The sequence below is a fragment of the Nocardioides aquiterrae genome (assembly GCF_039526625.1).
Lineage (GTDB): Bacteria > Actinomycetota > Actinomycetes > Propionibacteriales > Nocardioidaceae > Nocardioides > Nocardioides aquiterrae.
In genome coordinates, this window is record NZ_BAAAJE010000002.1 from 16,059 (window position 1) to 34,426 (window position 18,368).

The 18,368-nt window shown below is 73.1% G+C and carries 17 protein-coding genes; 7 read left to right on the top strand and 10 right to left on the bottom strand.

The window, feature by feature from the left end; all coding sequences use genetic code 11:
* Positions 1-2: 2 nt before the first annotated feature.
* Positions 3-938 carry an FAD-dependent oxidoreductase gene (locus ABD086_RS02505; RefSeq protein ID WP_343905345.1) on the bottom strand — a complete coding sequence of 312 codons (936 nt, stop codon included), beginning with the start codon at positions 936-938 and terminating at the stop codon, positions 3-5.
* A 78-nt stretch (positions 939-1,016) separates the two neighbouring features.
* Here ABD086_RS02505 and ABD086_RS02510 point away from each other — a divergent pair, with 78 nt between their 5' ends.
* The 5 genes from ABD086_RS02510 (at position 1,017) to ABD086_RS02530 (ending at position 5,810) form a co-directional block, all read left to right on the top strand.
* Entirely contained in the window at positions 1,017-2,024 is a 1,008-nt protein-coding gene (locus ABD086_RS02510; RefSeq protein WP_343905346.1) for an alpha/beta hydrolase, read from the top strand.
* 58 nt (positions 2,025-2,082) lie between these two features.
* Positions 2,083-3,900, top strand: a complete 1,818-nt coding sequence (locus ABD086_RS02515; protein WP_343905347.1) for a right-handed parallel beta-helix repeat-containing protein — start codon at positions 2,083-2,085, stop codon at positions 3,898-3,900.
* Positions 3,890-4,426, top strand: a complete 537-nt coding sequence (locus tag ABD086_RS02520; protein ID WP_343905349.1) for a hypothetical protein — start codon at positions 3,890-3,892, stop codon at positions 4,424-4,426. The genes ABD086_RS02515 and ABD086_RS02520 overlap by 11 nt, the downstream gene beginning before the upstream one ends.
* A 68-nt stretch (positions 4,427-4,494) precedes the next feature.
* Positions 4,495-5,250, top strand: a complete 756-nt coding sequence (locus ABD086_RS02525; RefSeq protein ID WP_343905351.1) for a hypothetical protein — start codon at positions 4,495-4,497, stop codon at positions 5,248-5,250.
* Positions 5,247-5,810 carry an RNA polymerase sigma factor gene (locus tag ABD086_RS02530; protein ID WP_343905353.1) on the top strand — a complete coding sequence of 188 codons (564 nt, stop codon included), beginning with the start codon at positions 5,247-5,249 and terminating at the stop codon, positions 5,808-5,810. Before ABD086_RS02525 ends, ABD086_RS02530 begins: the two co-directional genes overlap by 4 nt.
* Here ABD086_RS02530 and ABD086_RS02535 read toward each other — a convergent pair.
* From ABD086_RS02535 to ABD086_RS02550, 4 genes are all read right to left on the bottom strand, one after another.
* Positions 5,807-6,331, bottom strand: coding sequence for a ferritin (locus ABD086_RS02535; RefSeq protein ID WP_343905354.1), 525 nt, complete (start codon positions 6,329-6,331; stop codon positions 5,807-5,809). The two genes, ABD086_RS02530 and ABD086_RS02535, sit on opposite strands and share 4 nt — an antisense overlap.
* A gap of 22 nt (positions 6,332-6,353) precedes the next feature.
* Positions 6,354-6,551, bottom strand: coding sequence for a hypothetical protein (locus tag ABD086_RS02540; RefSeq protein WP_343905355.1), 198 nt, complete (start codon positions 6,549-6,551; stop codon positions 6,354-6,356).
* A 39-nt stretch (positions 6,552-6,590) separates the two neighbouring features.
* Positions 6,591-8,612: a protein meaA gene (locus tag ABD086_RS02545; protein ID WP_343905357.1), complete on the bottom strand. Its 2,022-nt coding sequence runs from the start codon at positions 8,610-8,612 to the stop codon at positions 6,591-6,593.
* Between the two features lie 70 nt (positions 8,613-8,682).
* Positions 8,683-8,991 (bottom strand): STAS domain-containing protein, encoded by a 309-nt coding sequence (locus tag ABD086_RS02550; protein ID WP_343905359.1) that lies wholly within the window; start codon positions 8,989-8,991, stop codon positions 8,683-8,685.
* A 185-nt stretch (positions 8,992-9,176) separates the two neighbouring features.
* On the opposite strand from ABD086_RS02550, the gene ABD086_RS02555 reads away from it, so the two are divergent.
* A complete protein-coding gene (locus ABD086_RS02555) occupies positions 9,177-9,749 on the top strand; it encodes a cob(I)yrinic acid a,c-diamide adenosyltransferase (RefSeq protein WP_343905361.1) in 573 nt (190 codons plus the stop codon).
* A 127-nt stretch (positions 9,750-9,876) separates the two neighbouring features.
* Here ABD086_RS02555 and ABD086_RS02560 read toward each other — a convergent pair whose 3' ends face one another.
* Together ABD086_RS02560 and ABD086_RS02565 are read right to left on the bottom strand one after the other, a co-directional pair.
* Complete coding sequence (locus ABD086_RS02560) at positions 9,877-11,037, bottom strand: MFS transporter (protein ID WP_343905363.1); 1,161 nt, start codon at positions 11,035-11,037, stop codon at positions 9,877-9,879.
* A gap of 41 nt (positions 11,038-11,078) precedes the next feature.
* Positions 11,079-14,399, bottom strand: a complete 3,321-nt coding sequence (locus ABD086_RS02565) for an ATP-binding protein (RefSeq protein WP_343905365.1) — start codon at positions 14,397-14,399, stop codon at positions 11,079-11,081.
* A 138-nt stretch (positions 14,400-14,537) separates the two neighbouring features.
* Between ABD086_RS02565 and ABD086_RS02570 the strand changes: the two genes are divergently transcribed.
* Positions 14,538-15,950, top strand: coding sequence for an FAD-binding oxidoreductase (locus ABD086_RS02570; RefSeq protein ID WP_343905367.1), 1,413 nt, complete (start codon positions 14,538-14,540; stop codon positions 15,948-15,950).
* A 15-nt stretch (positions 15,951-15,965) separates the two neighbouring features.
* Here the strand turns inward: ABD086_RS02570 and ABD086_RS02575 are convergent, their stop codons facing one another.
* The 3 genes from ABD086_RS02575 to atpD all read right to left on the bottom strand — a co-directional run bounded on the left by ABD086_RS02575 (position 15,966) and on the right by atpD (position 18,368).
* On the bottom strand, positions 15,966-16,415 hold the full coding sequence (locus ABD086_RS02575; RefSeq protein WP_343905369.1) for a DUF2550 domain-containing protein: 450 nt from the start codon (positions 16,413-16,415) through the stop codon (positions 15,966-15,968).
* A 98-nt stretch (positions 16,416-16,513) separates the two neighbouring features.
* Positions 16,514-16,909 carry a F0F1 ATP synthase subunit epsilon gene (locus ABD086_RS02580; RefSeq protein WP_343905370.1) on the bottom strand — a complete coding sequence of 132 codons (396 nt, stop codon included), beginning with the start codon at positions 16,907-16,909 and terminating at the stop codon, positions 16,514-16,516.
* Between the two features lie 4 nt (positions 16,910-16,913).
* Entirely contained in the window at positions 16,914-18,368 is a 1,455-nt protein-coding gene (gene atpD, locus ABD086_RS02585) for a F0F1 ATP synthase subunit beta (protein ID WP_343905371.1), read from the bottom strand.

Genomic DNA, 18,368 nt, shown 5'->3' on the forward strand with positions numbered 1-18,368 from the left:
CCCTAGCCGCTCGGTTGAGCGCTCAACGAACGACGCTCCACGAGCGCCACCACCTCGTCGGCGACGCCCCAGCTGAGCGTGACCCCGGCCCCGCCGTGCCCGTAGCAGTGCACGACGTCGCCCACCCGCTCCAGCCGGACCGCCGGCCGCACCGGCCGCAGCCCCACCTTGTGCCGCAGCACCCGCGCCTGGCGCAGCGCCGGCACCAGCCGGGCGGCGCGCTCGAGGATGTCCTCGGCCGCCACCGGGTCCGGCGTGCGGCTCCACTCCCCCTCGACGTCGCTGCTGCCCACGACGACCTCGCGTGCCCGCGGAATGACGTACGTCGGCCCCGACGCGTCCAGCCACCACCGGTCCAGCCCGAACTGCTCGACGTACACGACCTGGCCCCGGACCGGCACCACCGTGCGGTCCGCGCCGAGCAGCCGGGCGCCGAGGCCGGAGCAGTTCACCACCAGGCCCTCCTCCGGCAGCCCACCCAGGTTGAGCCGCGTGACGGTGCCGCCGGCGTCCTCGACCCGGGCGAGCAGCCAGTCCAGGTACACGCTGGTGTCGGCGATCGGCGTCGCGAACCGCAGTCCCTCCTGCCACCCGGCCGGCACGTCGCGGGTCCGCTCGAGCGCGGGCACCGCCGACGACCACCACGGCTCGGGCGCGGCGCCCGCGAACACCTGGGTCCCCGGGACCATGCGGACGCCGGAGTCGGGATCGGTGTCGGCGAGCGCGTCGAACACCGCGTACGACGTCGCCGCCCACGCCGTCACCCGGTCCTGCGGGAGCGCGCGGTAGGGGTACCAGACCCCGGCCGCGACCGCGGAGGTCGTCTCGCGCGGCAGGTCCCGGGCGACCACGTCGACGCGGTGGCCGGCCTCGAGCAGGCGCACCGCGCACGTCAGCCCCACCACACCCGCGCCGACCACGATGACTCGCTCCGCCATGGGTGCAGTCTGGCGCGTACTCCCGCGCGAACAAGGTCACATTTCGGACCGTCTCGCTATTGACGTAGATTCAACAACGTGAGGCCAACCCTTCTCGGAGCCCTGACCGCTCTGCTCGCCGCGCTGCTCGCGACCCCGCCCGCCACCGCCGCCCCACCCCGGATCGAGTCCCGTGGCGTGGTGTTCGACGTCTCGAACATCAACGAGACCTCGGTCCCCTGCACGTCGGACGGCCAGCAGTACCACCTGCGCGGCCGGCTGGTCGGACCGACGAAGGACCTCGACGGAGTCAGCGGCGCGCTGCGGGTCAACGTGCTCGTGCACGACCTGGGCGCGGGCGGCTGGTTCTGGAACCTCCGCAGCCACCCGGCGTACGACTACGCGACCAGGCTCGCCGCGCAGGGCGAGACGACGCTCGTGCTCGACCGCCTCGGGTACGGCGCCTCGCGGCTCGCCGACGGCAACGCGACCTGCCTCGGCGCCCAGGCCAACATGCTGCACCAGGTCGTGCAGCACCTGACCTCCGGCCGGTACGACTACACCAGCTCCCGCTTCGGCGCCACGCCGGCCGCTGCGCACGTGGTCACCCACGGGCTCGGCATCGGCGCCGCGATCGCGCAGGTCGAGGCCGGCACGTTCGACGACGTCGACGGCCTGGTGTTGATGTCGTGGACCGACCGCGGGGCGACCTCGCTGGCCACTCGCGCCGCCGCGCGGCACAGCCGAGACTGCGTCGGCACCGACTACGCGCCCCGCCCCTCGATGCGCGAGCTCTTCTTCTCGTCCGCGTCCGGTGCCGTCCGCCGCGCGGTCGTCCACCGGCAGGACGACGACCCGTGCGGGGACGTCGGCTCCCTGAGCCCGCTGGTGCTCGGGTCGAACCTCGAGGCCCGGGAGGTCGACGCACCGGTGCTGCTGCTCTACGGCGGCAAGGACAAGGTCAACCGCGCCTCGGCCCGCGAGGACCAGGCCGCGTCGTACTCGACGAGGGTCACCACCCGGACCTTCCCGGGCGCCGGGTACGCGCTGCCGCTGGAGAAGCAGGCCGGCCAGGTCCGCGCCGCCGTACTGCGCTGGCTGCGCTGAGCGGGACGTAACCCGGCTCACACCGGGGTCGTTGGGCACCCGACGAAAGGTGCCGCGCATGTCCCGACGCGTCCTCGCCCTCCTGGTCATGCTCCTCTCCGTGGTCTGGGCCGCGCCCGCGGTCGCGCACGAGGAGCGTCCCGCGCAGTTCCCCGACGGGACCGGACACCGTCCGCACTTCCTCGGCTGGGACAACCCGCGGCAGCGCGTGGTCTGCCAGGCCGAGAGCGCCGCCGCCGTCGCGGCCCTCCCCGACGGCGCCGCGAAGCGACGCAGCGAGCGGCTGCTGCGGTCCTGCCGGTTCCACTCGATCCAGGACGCGATCGACTCGATCCACCGCCGCGCCACCTCCGTGTACGTGCTCCCCGGCACCTACCACGAGGCGAAGTACGCGAACGCGAGGCGCAGCGAGTACTGCTCGCACCTGAAGACGCAGTCGACCTCGCCGCTGGCGTCGTCGGAGTACATCGGCAGCATCTCCTCGCCCGACCCGGGCGCCGAGAAGGAGGCGGCCGCCAGCGGCGAGACCAACCCGATCGCGCTGTCGTACGCCGACCAGCGCCGGTGCGCGCACAACCTCAACCTGATCGCGCTGTTCGGCGACCGTACGCCGGACGACGACAGCATCCGCTGCAACAGCAGGTTCTGCGGCACCCAGCTGGTCGGCACCGGCGCCGGCCCCGCGGACGTGGTCGTCGACAACCGGTTCGCCAAGCTGAACGCGATCCGCGCCGACCGGATGGGCGGGTTCTTCCTGAGCAACATGACGTTCCAGCAGGCGGAGTTCAACGCGATCTACGTGATGGAGACCGACGGCTTCGTGATCGACGACGTGGTCGCGCGGGGCAACGACGAGTACGGCATCCTCGCGTTCGCCAGCGACCACGGGCTGATCCAGGACTCGGAGGCCTACTACAACGGCGACTCCGGCATGTACCCCGGCTCGGGCTCGGACGTGAACGCCGACAACCCGGACTTCGAGGCCACCCGCTACGCGATCGAGATCCGGCGCAACTCCAGCCACCACAACACGCTCGGCTACTCGGGCACCGCGGGGAACTCCATCTGGGCCCACGGCAACCAGTTCTTCGACAACGCCACCGGCATCGCGACCGACTCGCTGTTCCCCGGCCACCCGGGGCTGCCGCAGGACCACGCGCGCTGGAGCCACAACGACATCCACTCCAACAACTCCAACTGGTACCAGCGCTTCGTGGACACCGGCGTCTGCGCCGAGCCGATGGCCGAGCGCGGCTACCTGCACGGCACCGTCTGCCCGGTGGTGCCGGTCCCCGTGGGCACCGGAGTCCTGATCGCCGGCGGCAACTTCGACTCCACCGACCACAACTGGATCTACGACAACTGGCGCTACGGCACCATGCAGTTCTGGGTCCCGGCGGTGCTCCGCGACGACTACGACCCCTCCCACCTCTACGACACCTCGAACAACAACCACACCTTCGAGAACCACATGGGCATCGACCCGCGGGGCGTCGAGCAGCCCAACGGGATGGACCACTGGTGGGACGACCAGGGCGTCGGCAACTGCTGGGAGGACAACCACTACGGCGCGGCCGGCCAGACCGACAACTTCACCGTCGACCCGCCGGCCTGCGCGGACGGCGGCTCGGTCTTCGTGCCCGGCGCGTTCGTCAAGGACGCGGGCTTCCTCAGCTGCAGCCAGTACGACCGCAACGACCCGACCTGGAGCCACCCGGCCGGCTGCACGTGGTTCGACGACCCGGCGAAGCCGGGTGCCGCGGCCGCGGGCCGCTCGGACTCGTCGGCGGTGCTGATCGCCCCGCTCGCCCTCACCGGGGCCGCGCTGGCGCTCGGCATCGGCGTCGTAGGGCGGCGGTGGGCCCGTGCTGCGTAGGTTCCTGCTCCTGGGCGTGCTCCTGCTGCTGGTGCTGGCCGGCGGAGGCGTCGCCATCGCGCGGAGCTCCCCGGCCCTGCGCGTGTCCGGCCCGACCTCGGTGACCGGCACCGAGGCGTCCGCGGTGTTCACGATCGCGGACCGCACCGTGCGCCAGGTGCGGTACGCCGACGGCGGCACGCTGCGCTACACGTTCCGGCTCACCAACGACGACCGGCTGCCGGTGGCCGTGCGCGGCCTGGCCGACGACCAGCCGCCGTCCCGGCTCTTCCACCCGACCGGCGTGACGGCCGTGCACCTGGCTCCCGGCGAGACGGCGGACGTCACGCTGGCGCTGCACATGAGCGGCTGCGAGACCCTCTCGGCGCGGACCGGGGCGTTCGTGACGTCGGTGGTGCTGCGGGTCGAGCGGGGCGGCGTGCTGGACGACGACGTCGCGGTCACGCTCCCCGAGGAGCTGCACACCGGGTCCCCGCGCGAGGCGTTCTGCCCGAACTCGACGGCGACCTCCCGGCCACCGGGCTGATGCCGCTCCTGGCGGTGATGTAACGCCCCGACACCTCAGGGGTGACAGCATCTGCCGGAGGAGGGGTCGTGACAGCGAGGAACAGCGACCAGGGCTGGTCGGAACGGCACGCGAGCGCGGTCCGGGACGCCGCCCCCGACGTCCCTCGCTTCGCTGACGACCAGCGGCGCGCCCTGTGGCAGCAGGTCGTGACGACCGCCGGGAGGCGGGTCGGGCGCCGGCGCCGGCGCCGGTGGAGGAGCGTCGTCGCCGGGGTCGTCGCCGTGGGAGCGGTGGGCGCCGCGGGCGCCGCAGCCGGCACCGTGATCAGCGCGCACACGGGCCGCGGGCCCGTCGACGCGGAGGACGCCGAGCTCGGCGGCCCGGGTGAGCGGCTCGACCCGAGGGCGCCCGACTTCGCCCTCGTCCTGGCCGAGGAGACCGCCGACATCCCGTTCCCGTCGGCAGCGACCCGGGACAGCGCCCTGTCGTGGGAGGTCGAGGACCAGACCCGCGGTGCTGGACAGGTGTCGACCGGCGCGTTGCGGCTCTGGATGGCCGGGCACGCGCTCTGCGCGTGGAGCAACACCTGGGCGGTCGCCCTGCACTCCCGCGACGACGCCGGCGAGGCGACGGCGGCGGACGTGATCCTCGGGGCCCGGCGCTGGTCGTCGATCACCGACACCGATCCCGACCTGGCCGACGAGTCCGAGTTCGCCTGGCTCCCCGACCTGGAGCGGGCGGTCCGCGACGGCGACCCCGCAGGGGCACGGGAGGCGCTGGCCCGCAACGGGTCGTGCCTGCCCGGCCTCGCTCCCGAGCTCGGGCTGGGCAAGCGGTGGTGAGGCCGACCGCCTCGCCCCGGGAGATCGAGGACCTCTACCGGCGGCACGCGGACGAGCTCCGCGGCTACCTCTACCGTCGCGCGGGTCCGGCCGGCGCCGACCTGCTGGGCGAGGTATTCGTGGTCGCCCTGCAACGCCGGAGCGACCTGCCGGCGCCGGAGCTCCGGCGGGCCTGGCTGTTCGGCACCGCTCGGAGGCTGCTGCTGGCGGCGGACCGGACAGCCCGCCGGCGGCACTCCGCCGAGGCGGAGCGGGCGAGACTGGCCGACGCCGTGCCACCGGGCGAGGACGACCGGTCCGCGGTGACCCGGGCGGTGCAGCAGGCGCTCGCGTCCCTCCGCGAGCAGGACCGGGAGCTGATCCGGCTCACCGAGTGGGAACGGCTGCCCGTCACCGAGGCCGCGATGGTCCTGGGCGTCCGGGCGGGAACCGCCCGGGTCCGCCTGCACCGGGCCCGCCGCGCCCTCGCCGACCACCCCGCCCTGCGCGACCTTCACGACCGGCCGGCCGGGCTCGACGGATCCGAACGGAGCGACCCGACGACGTTCGGCGCCTGCTAGATCCCTGCCTGCCGCGGCGCGGTCGGGTCGTCGGCCGGACCGGACTGCTCGCGGGCGACGTACTCCTCGATGTCCTCGATGTCGTCGCGGTTGCGGGTGGCGACCGCGAGCAGGTCGCTCATCGTGGCGACCTCCTCGACCTGCTCCTTGATGAACCACTGCATGAACTGCTCGGAGGCGTAGTCGTGCTCCTCGCGCGCGATCCGGAGCAGCCCGTTCACCTGCTCGGTGACCCGCTTCTCGTGCTCCAGCGCGAGCGCGACCGGCGCGACGACGTCCTCGAACCCGTTCACCGGAGCCGGGACCGACGGGATCTCGACGGGGCTGTCGGTGTCCAGGAGGTACTGGACCATCATCATCGCGTGGTCGCGCTCCTCGAGCGCCTGCCCGTAGAAGAACGCGGCCATCCGGGGCATCGTGTGCGCGTCGTAGTGCACCGCGCAGGCCAGGTACTGGTTGTGCGCGGCCAGCTCGTTGCCGATCTGGACGTTCAGCTGGTCGGCGAACCGGGCAGCGACCACGGGGATCTCCTCGAGGTGGGGGTCAGGCGGCCTTCGCGAGCTTCTTCTTGGTGACCTTCTTGCCGTCCACCCGCACCAGCTCGCGCTTCTTGACGGTATACCCCTCGGGCAGCGTGCCGTCCTTCAGCATCCGGATCGGGCAGCGGCCGCACCGCGACGACGAGACGCAGCACTTCGTCTTCGGGAGCTTGGCCTTCCCGGCCCTGGCCTTCTTGCCCACGGCAGCACGATAGCAGTCCGGGATTAGGCGAGCCTAACCTCAGTCCAGGTCGTGGGCCATCCGGATCACGTCGACGATGCCGCCCATGATCTCGGTGAGCCCGAAGTCCTTCGGCGTGTAGACGGCGGCGACGCCGAGCTCCCGCAGCCGGCGCGCGTCGGAGTCGGGGATGATCCCGCCGACGATCACCGGGACCTCGCCGAGGCCCGCGTCCCGCAGACCGTCGAGGACGGCGGGCACCAGCTCCATGTGCGAGCCGGAGAGGATCGACAGGCCGACGCAGTGCACGTCCTCGGCGACCGCCCCGGCGACGATCTGCTCCGGGGTCAGCCGGATGCCCTGGTAGACGACCTCGAAGCCCGCGTCGCGGGCCCGGACGGCCACCTGCTCGGCGCCGTTCGAGTGGCCGTCCAGGCCGGGCTTGCCGACCAGCAGCCGCAGCCGGCCGCCCAGCTCGTCGCCGGTCTGCCGCACCCGGGCCCGGACGGCGGCGAGCTCCTCGCCGGCCTCGGCCACACCGACCGCGCCGCTGACGCCCGTCGGGCCCCGGTACTCGCCGAACACCTCGCGCAGGGTGCCGGCCCACTCCCCCGTGGTCGCTCCCGCGCGGGCGGCCGCCAGGGTCGGGCCCATCAGGTTCTCGTCGGTCTTCGCGGCCGCCGCGAGCCGGGCCAGCGCGTCGGCGACCTCGGCCTCGTCGCGCTGCGCCTTCCAGGCGTTCACGCTGTCGATCGCGGTGCGCTCCGCCTCGGGGTCGGCGACCATGATCGCGGCGTCGAGGTCCGCGGTCAGCGGCGAGGGCTCGGTGGTCTCGAACCTGTTGACGCCGACGATGACCTCCTCGCCGGACTCGATCCGGGCCCGGCGGGCGGCGTGGGAGGAGACCAGCGCCTGCTTCATGTACTCGACGGCGGCGATCGCGCCGCCCATCGCCTGGACCCGGTCGATCTCGGCCCGGGCGCCCTCGACCAGCTCGGCCACCTTCGCCTCGATCACGTGCGAGCCGTCGAAGATGTCGTCGTACTCGAGCAGGTCCGACTCGAACGCCAGCACCTGCTGGAGCCGCAGCGACCACTGCTGGTCCCACGGCCGCGGGAGACCGAGCGCCTCGTTCCAGGCCGGCAGCTGGACCGCGCGGGCGCGGGCGTTCTTCGACAGGGTGACGCCGAGCATCTCCAGCACGATGCGCTGGACGTTGTTCTCCGGCTGGGCCTCGGTGAGGCCGAGCGAGTTCACCTGCACGCCGTACCGGAACCGGCGCATCTTGGCGTCCTGGACGCCGTACCGCTCCCGGGTGATCTCGTCCCACAGCTGGTTGAAGGCCCGCATCTTGCAGGTCTCCTCGACGAACCGGACGCCGGCGTTGACGAAGAACGAGATCCGGCCGACGACCTTCTCGAAGTCCGCCTCGTCCACCTGGCCGGAGCTCCGCACGGCGTCGAGGACGGCGATCGCGGTGCACAGCGAGTAGGCCAGCTCCTGCGTCGGCGTGGCGCCGGCCTCCTGCAGGTGGTAGCTGCAGATGTTGATCGGGTTCCACTTCGGGATCTGGTGGACCGTGTAGGAGATGACGTCGGCGATCAGCCGCATCGAGTGCTCGGGCGGGAACGCGTAGGTCCCGCGGGAGAGGTACTCCTTGATGATGTCGTTCTGGGTGGTGCCGGCCAGCTGGGCGGCGACCTCCTCCGGCGACTGGTCCGGGTTCTGCTCCTCGGCGACCACCTGGTACATCGCCAGCAGCCACATCGCGGTGGCGTTGATCGTCATCGAGGTGTTCATCTCCGTGAGCGGGATGTCCTCGAACAGGCGGCGCATCTCGCCGAGGTGCGGCACGGGTACGCCGACCTTGCCCACCTCGCCGCGCGCGAGCGGCGAGTCCGGGTCGTAGCCGGTCTGGGTCGGCAGGTCGAAGGCGACCGAGAGGCCGGTCTGGCCCTTGGCGAGGTTGGTGCGGTAGAGCGCGTTGGACGCCGCTGCGGTCGAGTGCCCGGCGTACGTGCGCATCACCCAGGGGCGGTCCTTCTCGGGCCTGTCCTTGTCGAGCCCAGCCTTCTCGGTCATGGGACCGAGGGTAGGCCGACGGCTACCGATTGGTAACGGCGTGTGGGCTATCCGACACGGGCGTGCCGGGTCAGGCGGTCGCCGCGGCCCGCTCGACCTCCACGAAGCGGCTCAGCCGGGAGAGGTGCAGCATCCGGCGGACCGCCGGACCGCACCCGCGCAGCATCAGGTGGTGGCCCTCGCGGGTCGCCTGGCGGGTGGCGACCGCGAGCACCTTGAGCGCGGTCATGTCGATGGTGGACACGTCGGTGAGGTCGACGACGACGTCGGCGTCATGGCCGTCGAGGAGCTCGTAGATCGCGGTGCGGACCTCCCACGTGCTGCGCACGTCGAAGTCACCGCTGAGATGGATGGTCGGTCCGTCGGTGATGATCTCCACAGCTGTTACCCCGTCCTCCGGGGCCGAGATTCCCCGGTTCGTCACCCACTATGACGCCGGACACACCCGATCGGTTGCGTCTGCGCGGCGGAGAATTCCGCCGTGTCGTGTCCGGTGCCGTGGCAGGCGAGTACCCCGCCGGCTCGGCGGGCATGCCCGGAACCGTCCGGACTACGCTCCCGTGCATGGTCAACCTCACCCGGATCTACACGCGCACCGGCGACGACGGGGAGACCCGGCTCGGCGACATGAGCGTGACCCGCAAGACCGACCTGCGGCTCGCGGCGTACGCCGACGTGGACGAGGCGAACGCGCAGATCGGGGTGGCGCTGGCGACCGGCGGGCTCGAGCCGGACGTGGTCGCGGTGCTGACCACCGTGCAGAACGACCTGTTCGACGTCGGGGCGGACTTCTGCACGCCGGTGGTCGCGGATCCCGAGTACCCCCCGCTGCGGATCGAGCAGGCGTACGTCGACCGGCTCGAGGCGTGGTGCGACGAGTACAACGAGCACCTGCCCAAGCTGCGCTCGTTCATCCTCAACGGCGGTACGCCGGGCGCCGCGCTGCTGCACGTCGCCCGCACCGTGGCGCGCCGGGCCGAGCGATCGGCCTGGGCGGCCTACGAGGTGCACGGCGAGTCGATGAACAAGCTCGCGATCACCTACCTCAACCGGCTCTCCGACCTGCTGTTCATCCTGGCCCGGCACGCCAACCGCGAGCGCGGCGACGTGCTGTGGGTGCCGGGCGGGGAGCGGTAGGCGCGGCGGCGGTTTCCCCGGTCAACCGGGGAAACCTGACGTTGTCGGCCGAAGTTTCGGCCGACAAGTTCAGGGACTGTCCCACCAGTCGGCCCCGTCGGGACCCGACTCGTGCGTCGGCCACGCGTCAGGTCCGGACCCGCTCGGGCTCCTTCGCGGCGAACACGGTGGCCGCGGCCGGCACCATCAGGCCGGCGATCACCAGCAGCGTGCGCAGGGTGCCGACATGGTCGGCGAGCAGGCCGAGCAGCGGCGGTCCGGCGAGGAACGCCGAGTAGCCGATCGTGGAGACCGCGCTGACCCGGCGGGCGGCGCGGAGCGGGTCGTCGGCGGCCGCGCTCATGCCGACCGGGAAGCCGAGCGAGGCGCCCACGCCCCACACGACGATGCCGATCACCACCGGTACGCCGCCGCCGCCGAAGACCACGAGCAGGATCCCGGCGAAGCCCGCGGCGGCGCAGCCCCAGAGCACCGGGGCCCGTCCGAACCGGTCCAGGACCACCGGCCCGTAGAGGCGGCCGGCCATCATCGAGCACACAAAGACGGCGTAGCCGGCGACGCCGACCCAGTGACGGACGTCGTAGCCGTCGATGAGGGCGAGCGACAGCCAGTCGTTGGCCGACCCCTCCGACAGCGCGAACGCCAGCACCATGACCCCGATCGCCAGCGTGCGCGGCTCGCGCCACGGCGAGAACGCCACCGCCTCGCGCTCCTCCGGCTCGGCGGACGGCGGCAGGTAGGTGGCCGCCGCGCGCCAGGTCGCCGCCGCGGCGAGCACCGCGAAGACCGTGGCGTGCAGCAGCAGCGGCGCGTGCACCGCGGCCATGGGGACGCCGACCGCGGCGCCGGCGAACGAGCCCAGGCTCCAGCCCGCGTGGAACCGCGGCATGATCGTGCGGCTCAGGCGGCGCTCCACCTCGGCGCCCTCGACGTTCATCGAGACGTCCCAGACCGCGGTGCCGACCCCGTTGACGAAGAGCCCCAGCGCGGCGACCAGCACCACGTCGGTCACCACGCCCGCGGCCGCGACGGTCAGGCCGACCGCGACGAGGCAGGCGCCGAGCCGGGTCACCGCGGCCGCGCCGATCCGGTCGATGAGCCGGCCGCTGAGCGGCAGCGCGATCACCGACCCCGCGGAGAGCGCCAGCAGCAGCAGCCCGAGCGCGCCGTTGTCGAGGTCGAGCCCGCTCCGGATGTCGGGGAGCCGCGAGACCAGCGTGGCGAAGCAGAACCCGTTGAGGGCGAAGCTCGCGGCGACGGCGTTGCGGGTGTGGAGCAGGGGCGGCACCCGACCAGCCTAACCATCACTTGACCGGTCCAGAGGCCGGGTCAGAAGCCGTGCTCCGCGCGCAGGTCCCGCAGCCACGACGCCAGCTGCGGCACGCCCCACGCGTCGGCCAGCGCAAGGGCGTCGTCGGCGTGCTTCGCGGCGAGGTCGCGCTCGCCGGTGGCCGCCGCGGCGAGCGCCAGGTAGGTGTCCACCGGCCCGAGCGCCAGCGACGACCCGGCGCAGGTGTTCAGGCCGGCGAGCGGCGCGAGCCTCGCGTAGGCGCCGGCGGCCAGCGCGGGCTCGCCGAGGTACAGCGCGAGCTCGGCGGCGTGCGCCCAGGCCAGCAGCGAGATGTCGTTGTCGTGGTCGAGCGGGGCGCCGCGCTCGGCGTACACCTCCCGCGCCTTGTCCGGCTCACCCGCCCGCCAGAGGTAGACCGCGATGCTCGCCCCGAAGGGGTACGGCGTCTCGTCGAACGCCTCGAGCACCGGCACCATCTCCCCGGGCCGCCCCTGCCACAGGCAGATCGCGAGCATCGACGCGGCGACGCTCTCGTCGACGTTGTGGTGCGAGAGCCGGCTGCCGAGGTCGTGGATCTCCGCGAGCAGTCGCTCGCACTCGTCGAACCGCCCCGCCATCGCGTGCCAGGGGATCTCCAGCCCACCGAGCACGAGCTCGCCGAACGCGATCCGCTGCTCCTGCGCGGCCGCCCGGGCCTCGGCGATCGCGGCCCACATCTCGTCGACCCGGCCGACCTCGCTCAGCACCGCCGCGTGCAGGGTCGCGCACACCACGAACGCGCGCTCGCTCCGGGTGGTGCGAGCCAGCTCCTGGGCCTCGCGCACCAGCTCCACCCGCTCGACCGCGGTCTCCGCCGTCCACAGCGCGACGAAGCAGACCTGGCAGGCGAACATCAGCAGCAGCGGGTCCCCGAGCCGCCGCGCCATCGCGAGGCCCTCGTCGCAGAGCGCTCGGCGTTCCTCCCACGAGACCGTGTCGTACAGCTCGTTGGCCAGGGCCAGCATGGTGCGGCAGCGCAGGTCGCTGTCCGCGGTGGGCAGCCGGTCCAGGCTGCCGCGCAGGGCGGCCACGACGTCCTCGTTGACCGCCCCGGGCGGTCCCGACCGCCAGAGCACGCCCTCGGTGGTCGCGATCGCCGCCCGGGCCACGGCCTCGGGGTCGCGCAGCTGCTTGCCGACCTCGATCGCCTGCTCGACGGTCGCCACGAGGTCCGGCAGCCGGGCGGCCCACCGGTAGGCCTCGATGAGCGCCATCAGCACGTCGTACCGGTCCCGCAGCGTCGCCTGGCCGTCGCTGTCCAGCGACACCAGCGCGCCCTCGAGCAGCTCGGCCGCCTGGTCGTAGGCGTAGAGCCGGCGGGCCAGCGTCGCTGCCTCGACCGCGGACCGCCAGGCCCGGTCGCCGTACGACGGGCCGGCCTCGCGCCAGTGCCGGGCCACCTCGGTCTCCCGTCCGGGTACGCCGGTCAGCGCGTCGGCCACCCGCGCGTGGAGCCGCGCCCGGCGGCTGACGCTCGTCCCCGCGCGCAGCGTGTCGCGGACCAGCGCGTGCGCGAACAGGAAGTGGTCGACGCCGTCCTCGCGCACCAGCCCCGCGGCCTGGGCCGGCTCGACCACGTCGAGCAGGTCGTCCTCGTCGATCGCGGTGATCGTCGCCAGCGTCGGCGTGTCGAACTCGCGGCCGATCACCGCGGCCGCCCGGAGCGCGCTGACCGTCCGGTCCGGCAGGCGGAGCAGCCGCCGGTTGATCACGTCGGTGACCGCGGTCGGCAGCTCGTCGCCCCCGGCGCCGCGCTCCCCCGCGAGCCGGGCCAGCTCCACCAGGAAGAAAGGGTTGCCGTCGGTCCGCTCGCGCAGCGCGGCGGCCTCGGCGGGCGCCAGCTCGCGATGGGTGACGCTCTCGAAGACCGCGGCGACCTCGCGTGGTGGCAGGCCGGACAGCTGCAGCCGCAGGGCGTGCATCCGGGCGAGCGCCTCGGCCACGTCCGCCAGCGCCCCGGCCGGCTCCGGGTGCGAGCGCCACGTGGTCACCACCAGCAGCCGCGCCCGGTCGGTGGTCTCCACCAGCAGGCGCAGCACCCGCAGCGTCGACGTGTCCGCCCAGTGCAGGTCGTCGAGCACCACGACCGTCGGCTGCTCCTCCGCGGCGGACCGGATCGCGTCCGCGATCCGCTCCCAGGCACGGAACTGACCGCCCTCGCCCTCGGTCGCGGGCTGCTCCTCGAGGAGGCTGACGCCGAGCTCGTCCAGCACGCTCTTCCACGGCCACAGCGGCGGGGCGCCGTCGTCCTGCGAGCAGCGGCCGACCAGGACCCGCAGCCCGCGCTGCCGCGCGCGCAGCACCAGCTCGGCCGCCAGCCGGGACTTGCCGATCCCCGGGTCGCCGGTGATGACGGCGTACGACGGGACGCCGCGCTCGGCGGCCTCGACCACGTCGACGAGCGACTCCAGGTCGGCGTCCCGGCCCACCATCGGCCACGGGGCGACCTGCTCGGCGCGGGCCGGCCGCTCCGCGACCGGCGGCGGCGCCGGGGTCGGTGGGGCCGCGCCCGCCGCGGGTGCCGTCCAGTCCAGCTCCGGGTCCTGGCGCAGCACCGCGGTCTGCAGGTCGCGCAGCTCGGCGGACGGCTCGAGCCCCAGCTCCTCGTCGAGCACCTCCCGGACCCGGCGGAGCACGTCGAGGGCGTCGGCCTGCCGCCCGGACCGGGTCAGCGCCAGCGCCCGGAGCGCCCAGAGCCGCTCGCGCAGCGGGTGGGCGGCGGTGAGGGCCTCCAGCTCGGCCGCCACGGTCGCGTGGTGGCCCAGCGCCAGGCCCGCGACCGCACGGTCCTCCAGGGCGACCAGCCGCAGCTCCTCGAGACGGGCGCGCTCGGCCACGGCCGGGTCCGCGTCGCCCAGCTCGGCGTACGGCGTGCCCCGCCAGAGCGCCAGCGCCGCGTCCAGGGCGCCCACCTGGGCGGTCAGCTGACCCGCGTCCAGCGGCGACGGCCCCCAGCCCCCGGGCTGCAGCGCCCGGTGCGCGGTGTTCACCGCCTGCTCGAAGCGCCCCACGTCGACGCTCTCGTCGGGCACCCGCAGGGCGTAGCCCGGCGCCACCGTGACCAGCACGGTCGCCGGCGCGCGACGCTCCCGGTCGGGCTCGAGGACCCTCCGGAGCTGGGAGACGTAGGCCTGCAGCGTGGCGGTCACCCCCGGCGGCGCGGCGTCCTCCCACAGCAGGTCGACGATCGCGTCCACCGAGACGGGCCAGCGGCGGGACAGCGCGAGCGCCGCGACCAGGGCCCGCTGCTTCGGCGTACCCAGGTCGACCGGCGCTCCCGCCAGGCTCACCTCGACCGGGCCGAGGACCGACACCTCCACGCGCACAGCGTAGGGAGCAGCCGCCGACCGCGCTCCCGAACCGGTTCCAAGCCGGGCTCCAAGCCGGCTCGAAGTGGGCTCCAAGTGCCCCGGCGCAAGGTCGTCCCACCGATCATCCGAACCAAGGAGCACCCCCGCATGACCATCGACCTCGACACCCAGAGCCCCGCCACCGCGTTCCGCGGCCTCCTCGGCGGCCGCGTCCACCTCCCCGGCGACCCCGGGTACGACGCCGTCCGCGTCGCCTGGAACTTCGCCGTCGACCAGCGTCCCGCTGCCGTCGCCCTCCCCCGCACCGCGGCCGAGGTCGCCACCGTCGTCAGCCTCGCCGCCGAGTGCGGCCTGCGGGTCGCCCCGCAGAGCACCGGCCACAACGCCGGCCCGCTCGCTGCCCAGGGCCTCGAGGACGTGGTCATCGTCCGCACCTCCGAGATGTCGTCGGCGATCGCCGACCCCTCCCGCGGCATCGTCCGGGTCGAGGGCGGCACGATCTGGGAGCCGGCCGTGGACGCGGCCGCCGCGCACGGCCGGGCCGTGCTGCACGGCTCCTCCCCCGACGTCGGCATCGCCGGCTACTCCCTCGGCGGCGGCATCGGCTGGTACGCCCGCAAGCTCGGCCTGGCCACCAACAGCCTCACCGCCGTGGAGATGGTGGTCGCCGACGGCAGCGTGGTCCGCGCCGACGCCGAGCAGAACGCCGAGCTGTTCTGGGCGGTCCGCGGCGGCGGCGGGAACTTCGGCGTCGTCACCGCGCTCGAGCTGCGGATGTTCGACATCCCGACCGCGTACGCCGGGATGCTGATGTGGAACCTCCGCGACATCGAGCCGGTGCTGCGGGAGTGGGCCGCCTGGGCGCCGGGCGCTCCGGACGAGGTCACGACGTCGTTCCGCGCGATGCGCCTCCCGGACCTGCCCGACCTGCCGGAGTTCCTCCGTGGCCAGGAGCTGGTCGTGATCGACGGCGCCGTGCTCGGCTCCGACGAGCGCGGCGAGGAGCTGCTCGCGGGCCTCCGCGCGCTGCGCCCGTTCCTGGACACCTTCGCGCGGGTGCCCGCGAAGTCGCTGGTGCGGCTGCACATGGACCCCGAGGGCGGTGCGCCGTTCGCCTCCGACTCGATCATGCTCGGGTCGCTGCCGGACGCCGCGGTCGACGCGTTCATCGCCGAGGCCGGGCCGGACGCGAGCAGCTCGCTGCTGATGGCCGAGCTGCGCCAGCTGGGCGGCGCGCTGGGCCGCCCGCACGAGGGTGGCGGGGTGCTGAACCGCCTCGACGGCCAGTTCCTCACCTTCGGCGGCGGGATCGCGGCCACCCCGGAGATGGGCGCCCAGGCGCACGCCGACGCGGTGCGCCTCAGCGCGGCGCTGGCGCCGTTCGACAACGGCCGCCAGTACTCGAACTTCGCCGAGAACCCGGTCGACGCCCGCGCGATCTTCGACGCGGCGACCTGGACGCAGCTGACCGGCATCCGCAGCGCGGTCGACCCGCACGGCATGTTCGCCGCCAACCACCGCATCCCCCGGCTCTACGAGGACGGAGCACCCACCGCCTGACGCCGACTCGGCATTTCAACGGGGGCCGCGGGTCCAGTCGGTCCCGGGCGGCCCGGCCTCGAGCCAGGAGGAGAAGCCCATCAGCGAGCCCTCCGACATCGCGAGCTCGATGAGGCCGCCGGGGGTCCGGCAGGAGATCACGACGTGGTCGGGGTAGAGCGACATCTGCTCCGCACCCTCGGGGTCGCGGCGGCCGACGAAGGTCAGCTCCGAGCGCTCGAGCACCCGCTTGGGGCGCGGCCAGAGCGAGAAGTAGCGGAACCACTCCAGGGACTCCCCGGAGTAGCGGCCGAGCCCCAGAAGCCAACCGCGCCCGGCCTTGGAGGACCGGACGCGATAGCTGAGCTCGAAGGTGCCGCCGTGGCGGGACAGCAACCGGCGGCGGACGATGAGGCCGAGGCCGAAGAGCAGGACGACGCCGAGCAGCGCACCGGCTGCATCCAGCAGCCACTGCCATACCGGCATCCAGGCCCTCCCAAAACGACTCGCACCCGCAGGGGTGCTCACCCTAGCGGGCGCCCCTGCGGGTGCGATGTCTGGGTCTGGTCCTGGTGTGCTCCGGGTCAGGAGGCCCGTTCGGCCGCCCGGATCCGCGCCTCGGCACGACGGGCGCGCGCGGCGGCGTCCTCGTCGTCGGAGGCCGCCTCGGCCGACTCCAGCTCGGCCCGCTCGGCGGCCACGTCGATCTCGTCGGCGAGCGCCGCGAACTGCGACAGCACCGACACCCGGTTGTGGGCGACCGACAAGAACCCGCCGTCGACCGCGGCGAAGACCTTCTCGCCGTCGACCGGGGTGATCTCGACGACGCCGTCGACCAGGAGCGAGAGCACCGGCATGTGGTTGCGCAGGATGCCGATGTCACCGTCCGCGGTCTTGGCGACGACCATCGTGGCCTGACCGGACCACACGGTCCGGTCGGCCGCGACGAGCTCGACCTGGAGCTGGTCGTTGTCTGCCATCGGCTCAGAGGTTCTTCTGGATGTCGGCCCACTTCTGCTCGACGTCATCCAGACCGCCGCACATGAAGAAGGCCTGCTCGGCCACGTGGTCGTACTCGCCGTCCGCGATCTTGTTGAACGCCTCGATGGTCTCCGACACCGGGACGGTCGAGCCCTCGATGCCGGTGAACTGCTTGGCCACGTAGGTGTTCTGCGACAGGAACCGCTGGATGCGGCGAGCCCGGGACACGATGATCTTGTCCTCTTCGGAGAGCTCGTCGACACCGAGGATCGCGATGATGTCCTGGAGCTCCTTGTTGCGCTGCAGGATCTGCTTGATGCGGATCGCGCAGTCGTAGTGGTCCTGACCGATGTACTGCGGGTCGAGGATCCGGGAGGTCGAGGTCAGCGGGTCCACGGCCGGGTAGATGCCCAGCGACGCGATCTCGCGCGACAGCTCCGTGGTCGCGTCGAGGTGCGCGAACGTGGTGGCCGGCGCCGGGTCGGTGTAGTCGTCCGCGGGCACGTAGATCGCCTGCATCGAGGTGATCGAGTGGCCGCGGGTCGACGTGATCCGCTCCTGGAGCGTGCCCATCTCGTCGGCGAGGTTCGGCTGGTAGCCCACCGCGGACGGCATCCGGCCGAGCAGGGTGGACACCTCGGAACCGGCCTGGGTGAACCGGAAGATGTTGTCGATGAACAGCAGCACGTCCTGGTTCTGGACGTCGCGGAAGTACTCCGCCATCGTCAGCGCGGACAGCGCGACCCGCAGGCGGGTGCCCGGCGGCTCGTCCATCTGGCCGAAGACGAGGGCGGTCTGGCCGATGACGCCGGCTTCCTCCATCTCGACGATCAGGTCGTTGCCCTCACGGGTGCGCTCGCCGACACCGGCGAACACCGACACACCACCGTGGTCCTTCGCAACACGCGCGATCATCTCCTGGATGAGCACGGTCTTGCCCACGCCGGCGCCGCCGAACAGGCCGATCTTGCCGCCCTGGACGTACGGCGTGAGCAGGTCGATGACCTTGATGCCGGTCTCGAACATCTGCGTCTTCGACTCGAGCTGGTCGAACGCCGGCGCCTTGCGGTGGATGCCCCACCGCTCCTGGACGTCGAAGGTCTCGCCTTCCTTGAGGTTCAGCACGTCGCCGGTCGCGTTGAAGACCTTGCCGAGCGTGATGTCACCCACCGGGACGCTGATGGGGCCGCCGGTGTCGGTCACCTGGGCGCCGCGGACCAGGCCGTCGGTCGGCTTCAGCGAGATCGCGCGGACCATGCCGTCGCCGATGTGCTGGGCGACCTCGAGCGGGAGCACGGTGGTCTCCTCGCCGAGCGTGACCTCGCACTCGAGCTTGTTGTAGATCTCCGGCATCGAGTCCACGGGGAACTCGACGTCGACGACCGGGCCGATCACCCGGGCGATGCGGCCGGTGTTGGCCGACCCGGTCTCCTGGGTCTCTTCGATCGTTGCAGTCAT

What these genes read in the sequence shown, in the direction of transcription:
- ABD086_RS02545 (WP_343905357.1), bottom strand. Translation starts at nt 8,612, where the DNA reads ATGACCGAGAAGGCTGGGCTCGACAAGGACAGGCCCGAGAAGGACCGC.
- atpD (WP_343905371.1), bottom strand. Translation starts at nt 18,368, where the DNA reads ATGACTGCAACGATCGAAGAGACCCAGGAGACCGGGTCGGCCAACACC.
- ABD086_RS02570 (WP_343905367.1), top strand. Translation starts at nt 14,538, where the DNA reads ATGACCATCGACCTCGACACCCAGAGCCCCGCCACCGCGTTCCGCGGC.
- ABD086_RS02580 (WP_343905370.1), bottom strand. Translation starts at nt 16,909, where the DNA reads ATGGCAGACAACGACCAGCTCCAGGTCGAGCTCGTCGCGGCCGACCGG.
- ABD086_RS02555 (WP_343905361.1), top strand. Translation starts at nt 9,177, where the DNA reads ATGGTCAACCTCACCCGGATCTACACGCGCACCGGCGACGACGGGGAG.
- ABD086_RS02505 (WP_343905345.1), bottom strand. Translation starts at nt 938, where the DNA reads ATGGCGGAGCGAGTCATCGTGGTCGGCGCGGGTGTGGTGGGGCTGACG.
- ABD086_RS02515 (WP_343905347.1), top strand. Translation starts at nt 2,083, where the DNA reads ATGTCCCGACGCGTCCTCGCCCTCCTGGTCATGCTCCTCTCCGTGGTC.
- ABD086_RS02575 (WP_343905369.1), bottom strand. Translation starts at nt 16,415, where the DNA reads ATGCCGGTATGGCAGTGGCTGCTGGATGCAGCCGGTGCGCTGCTCGGC.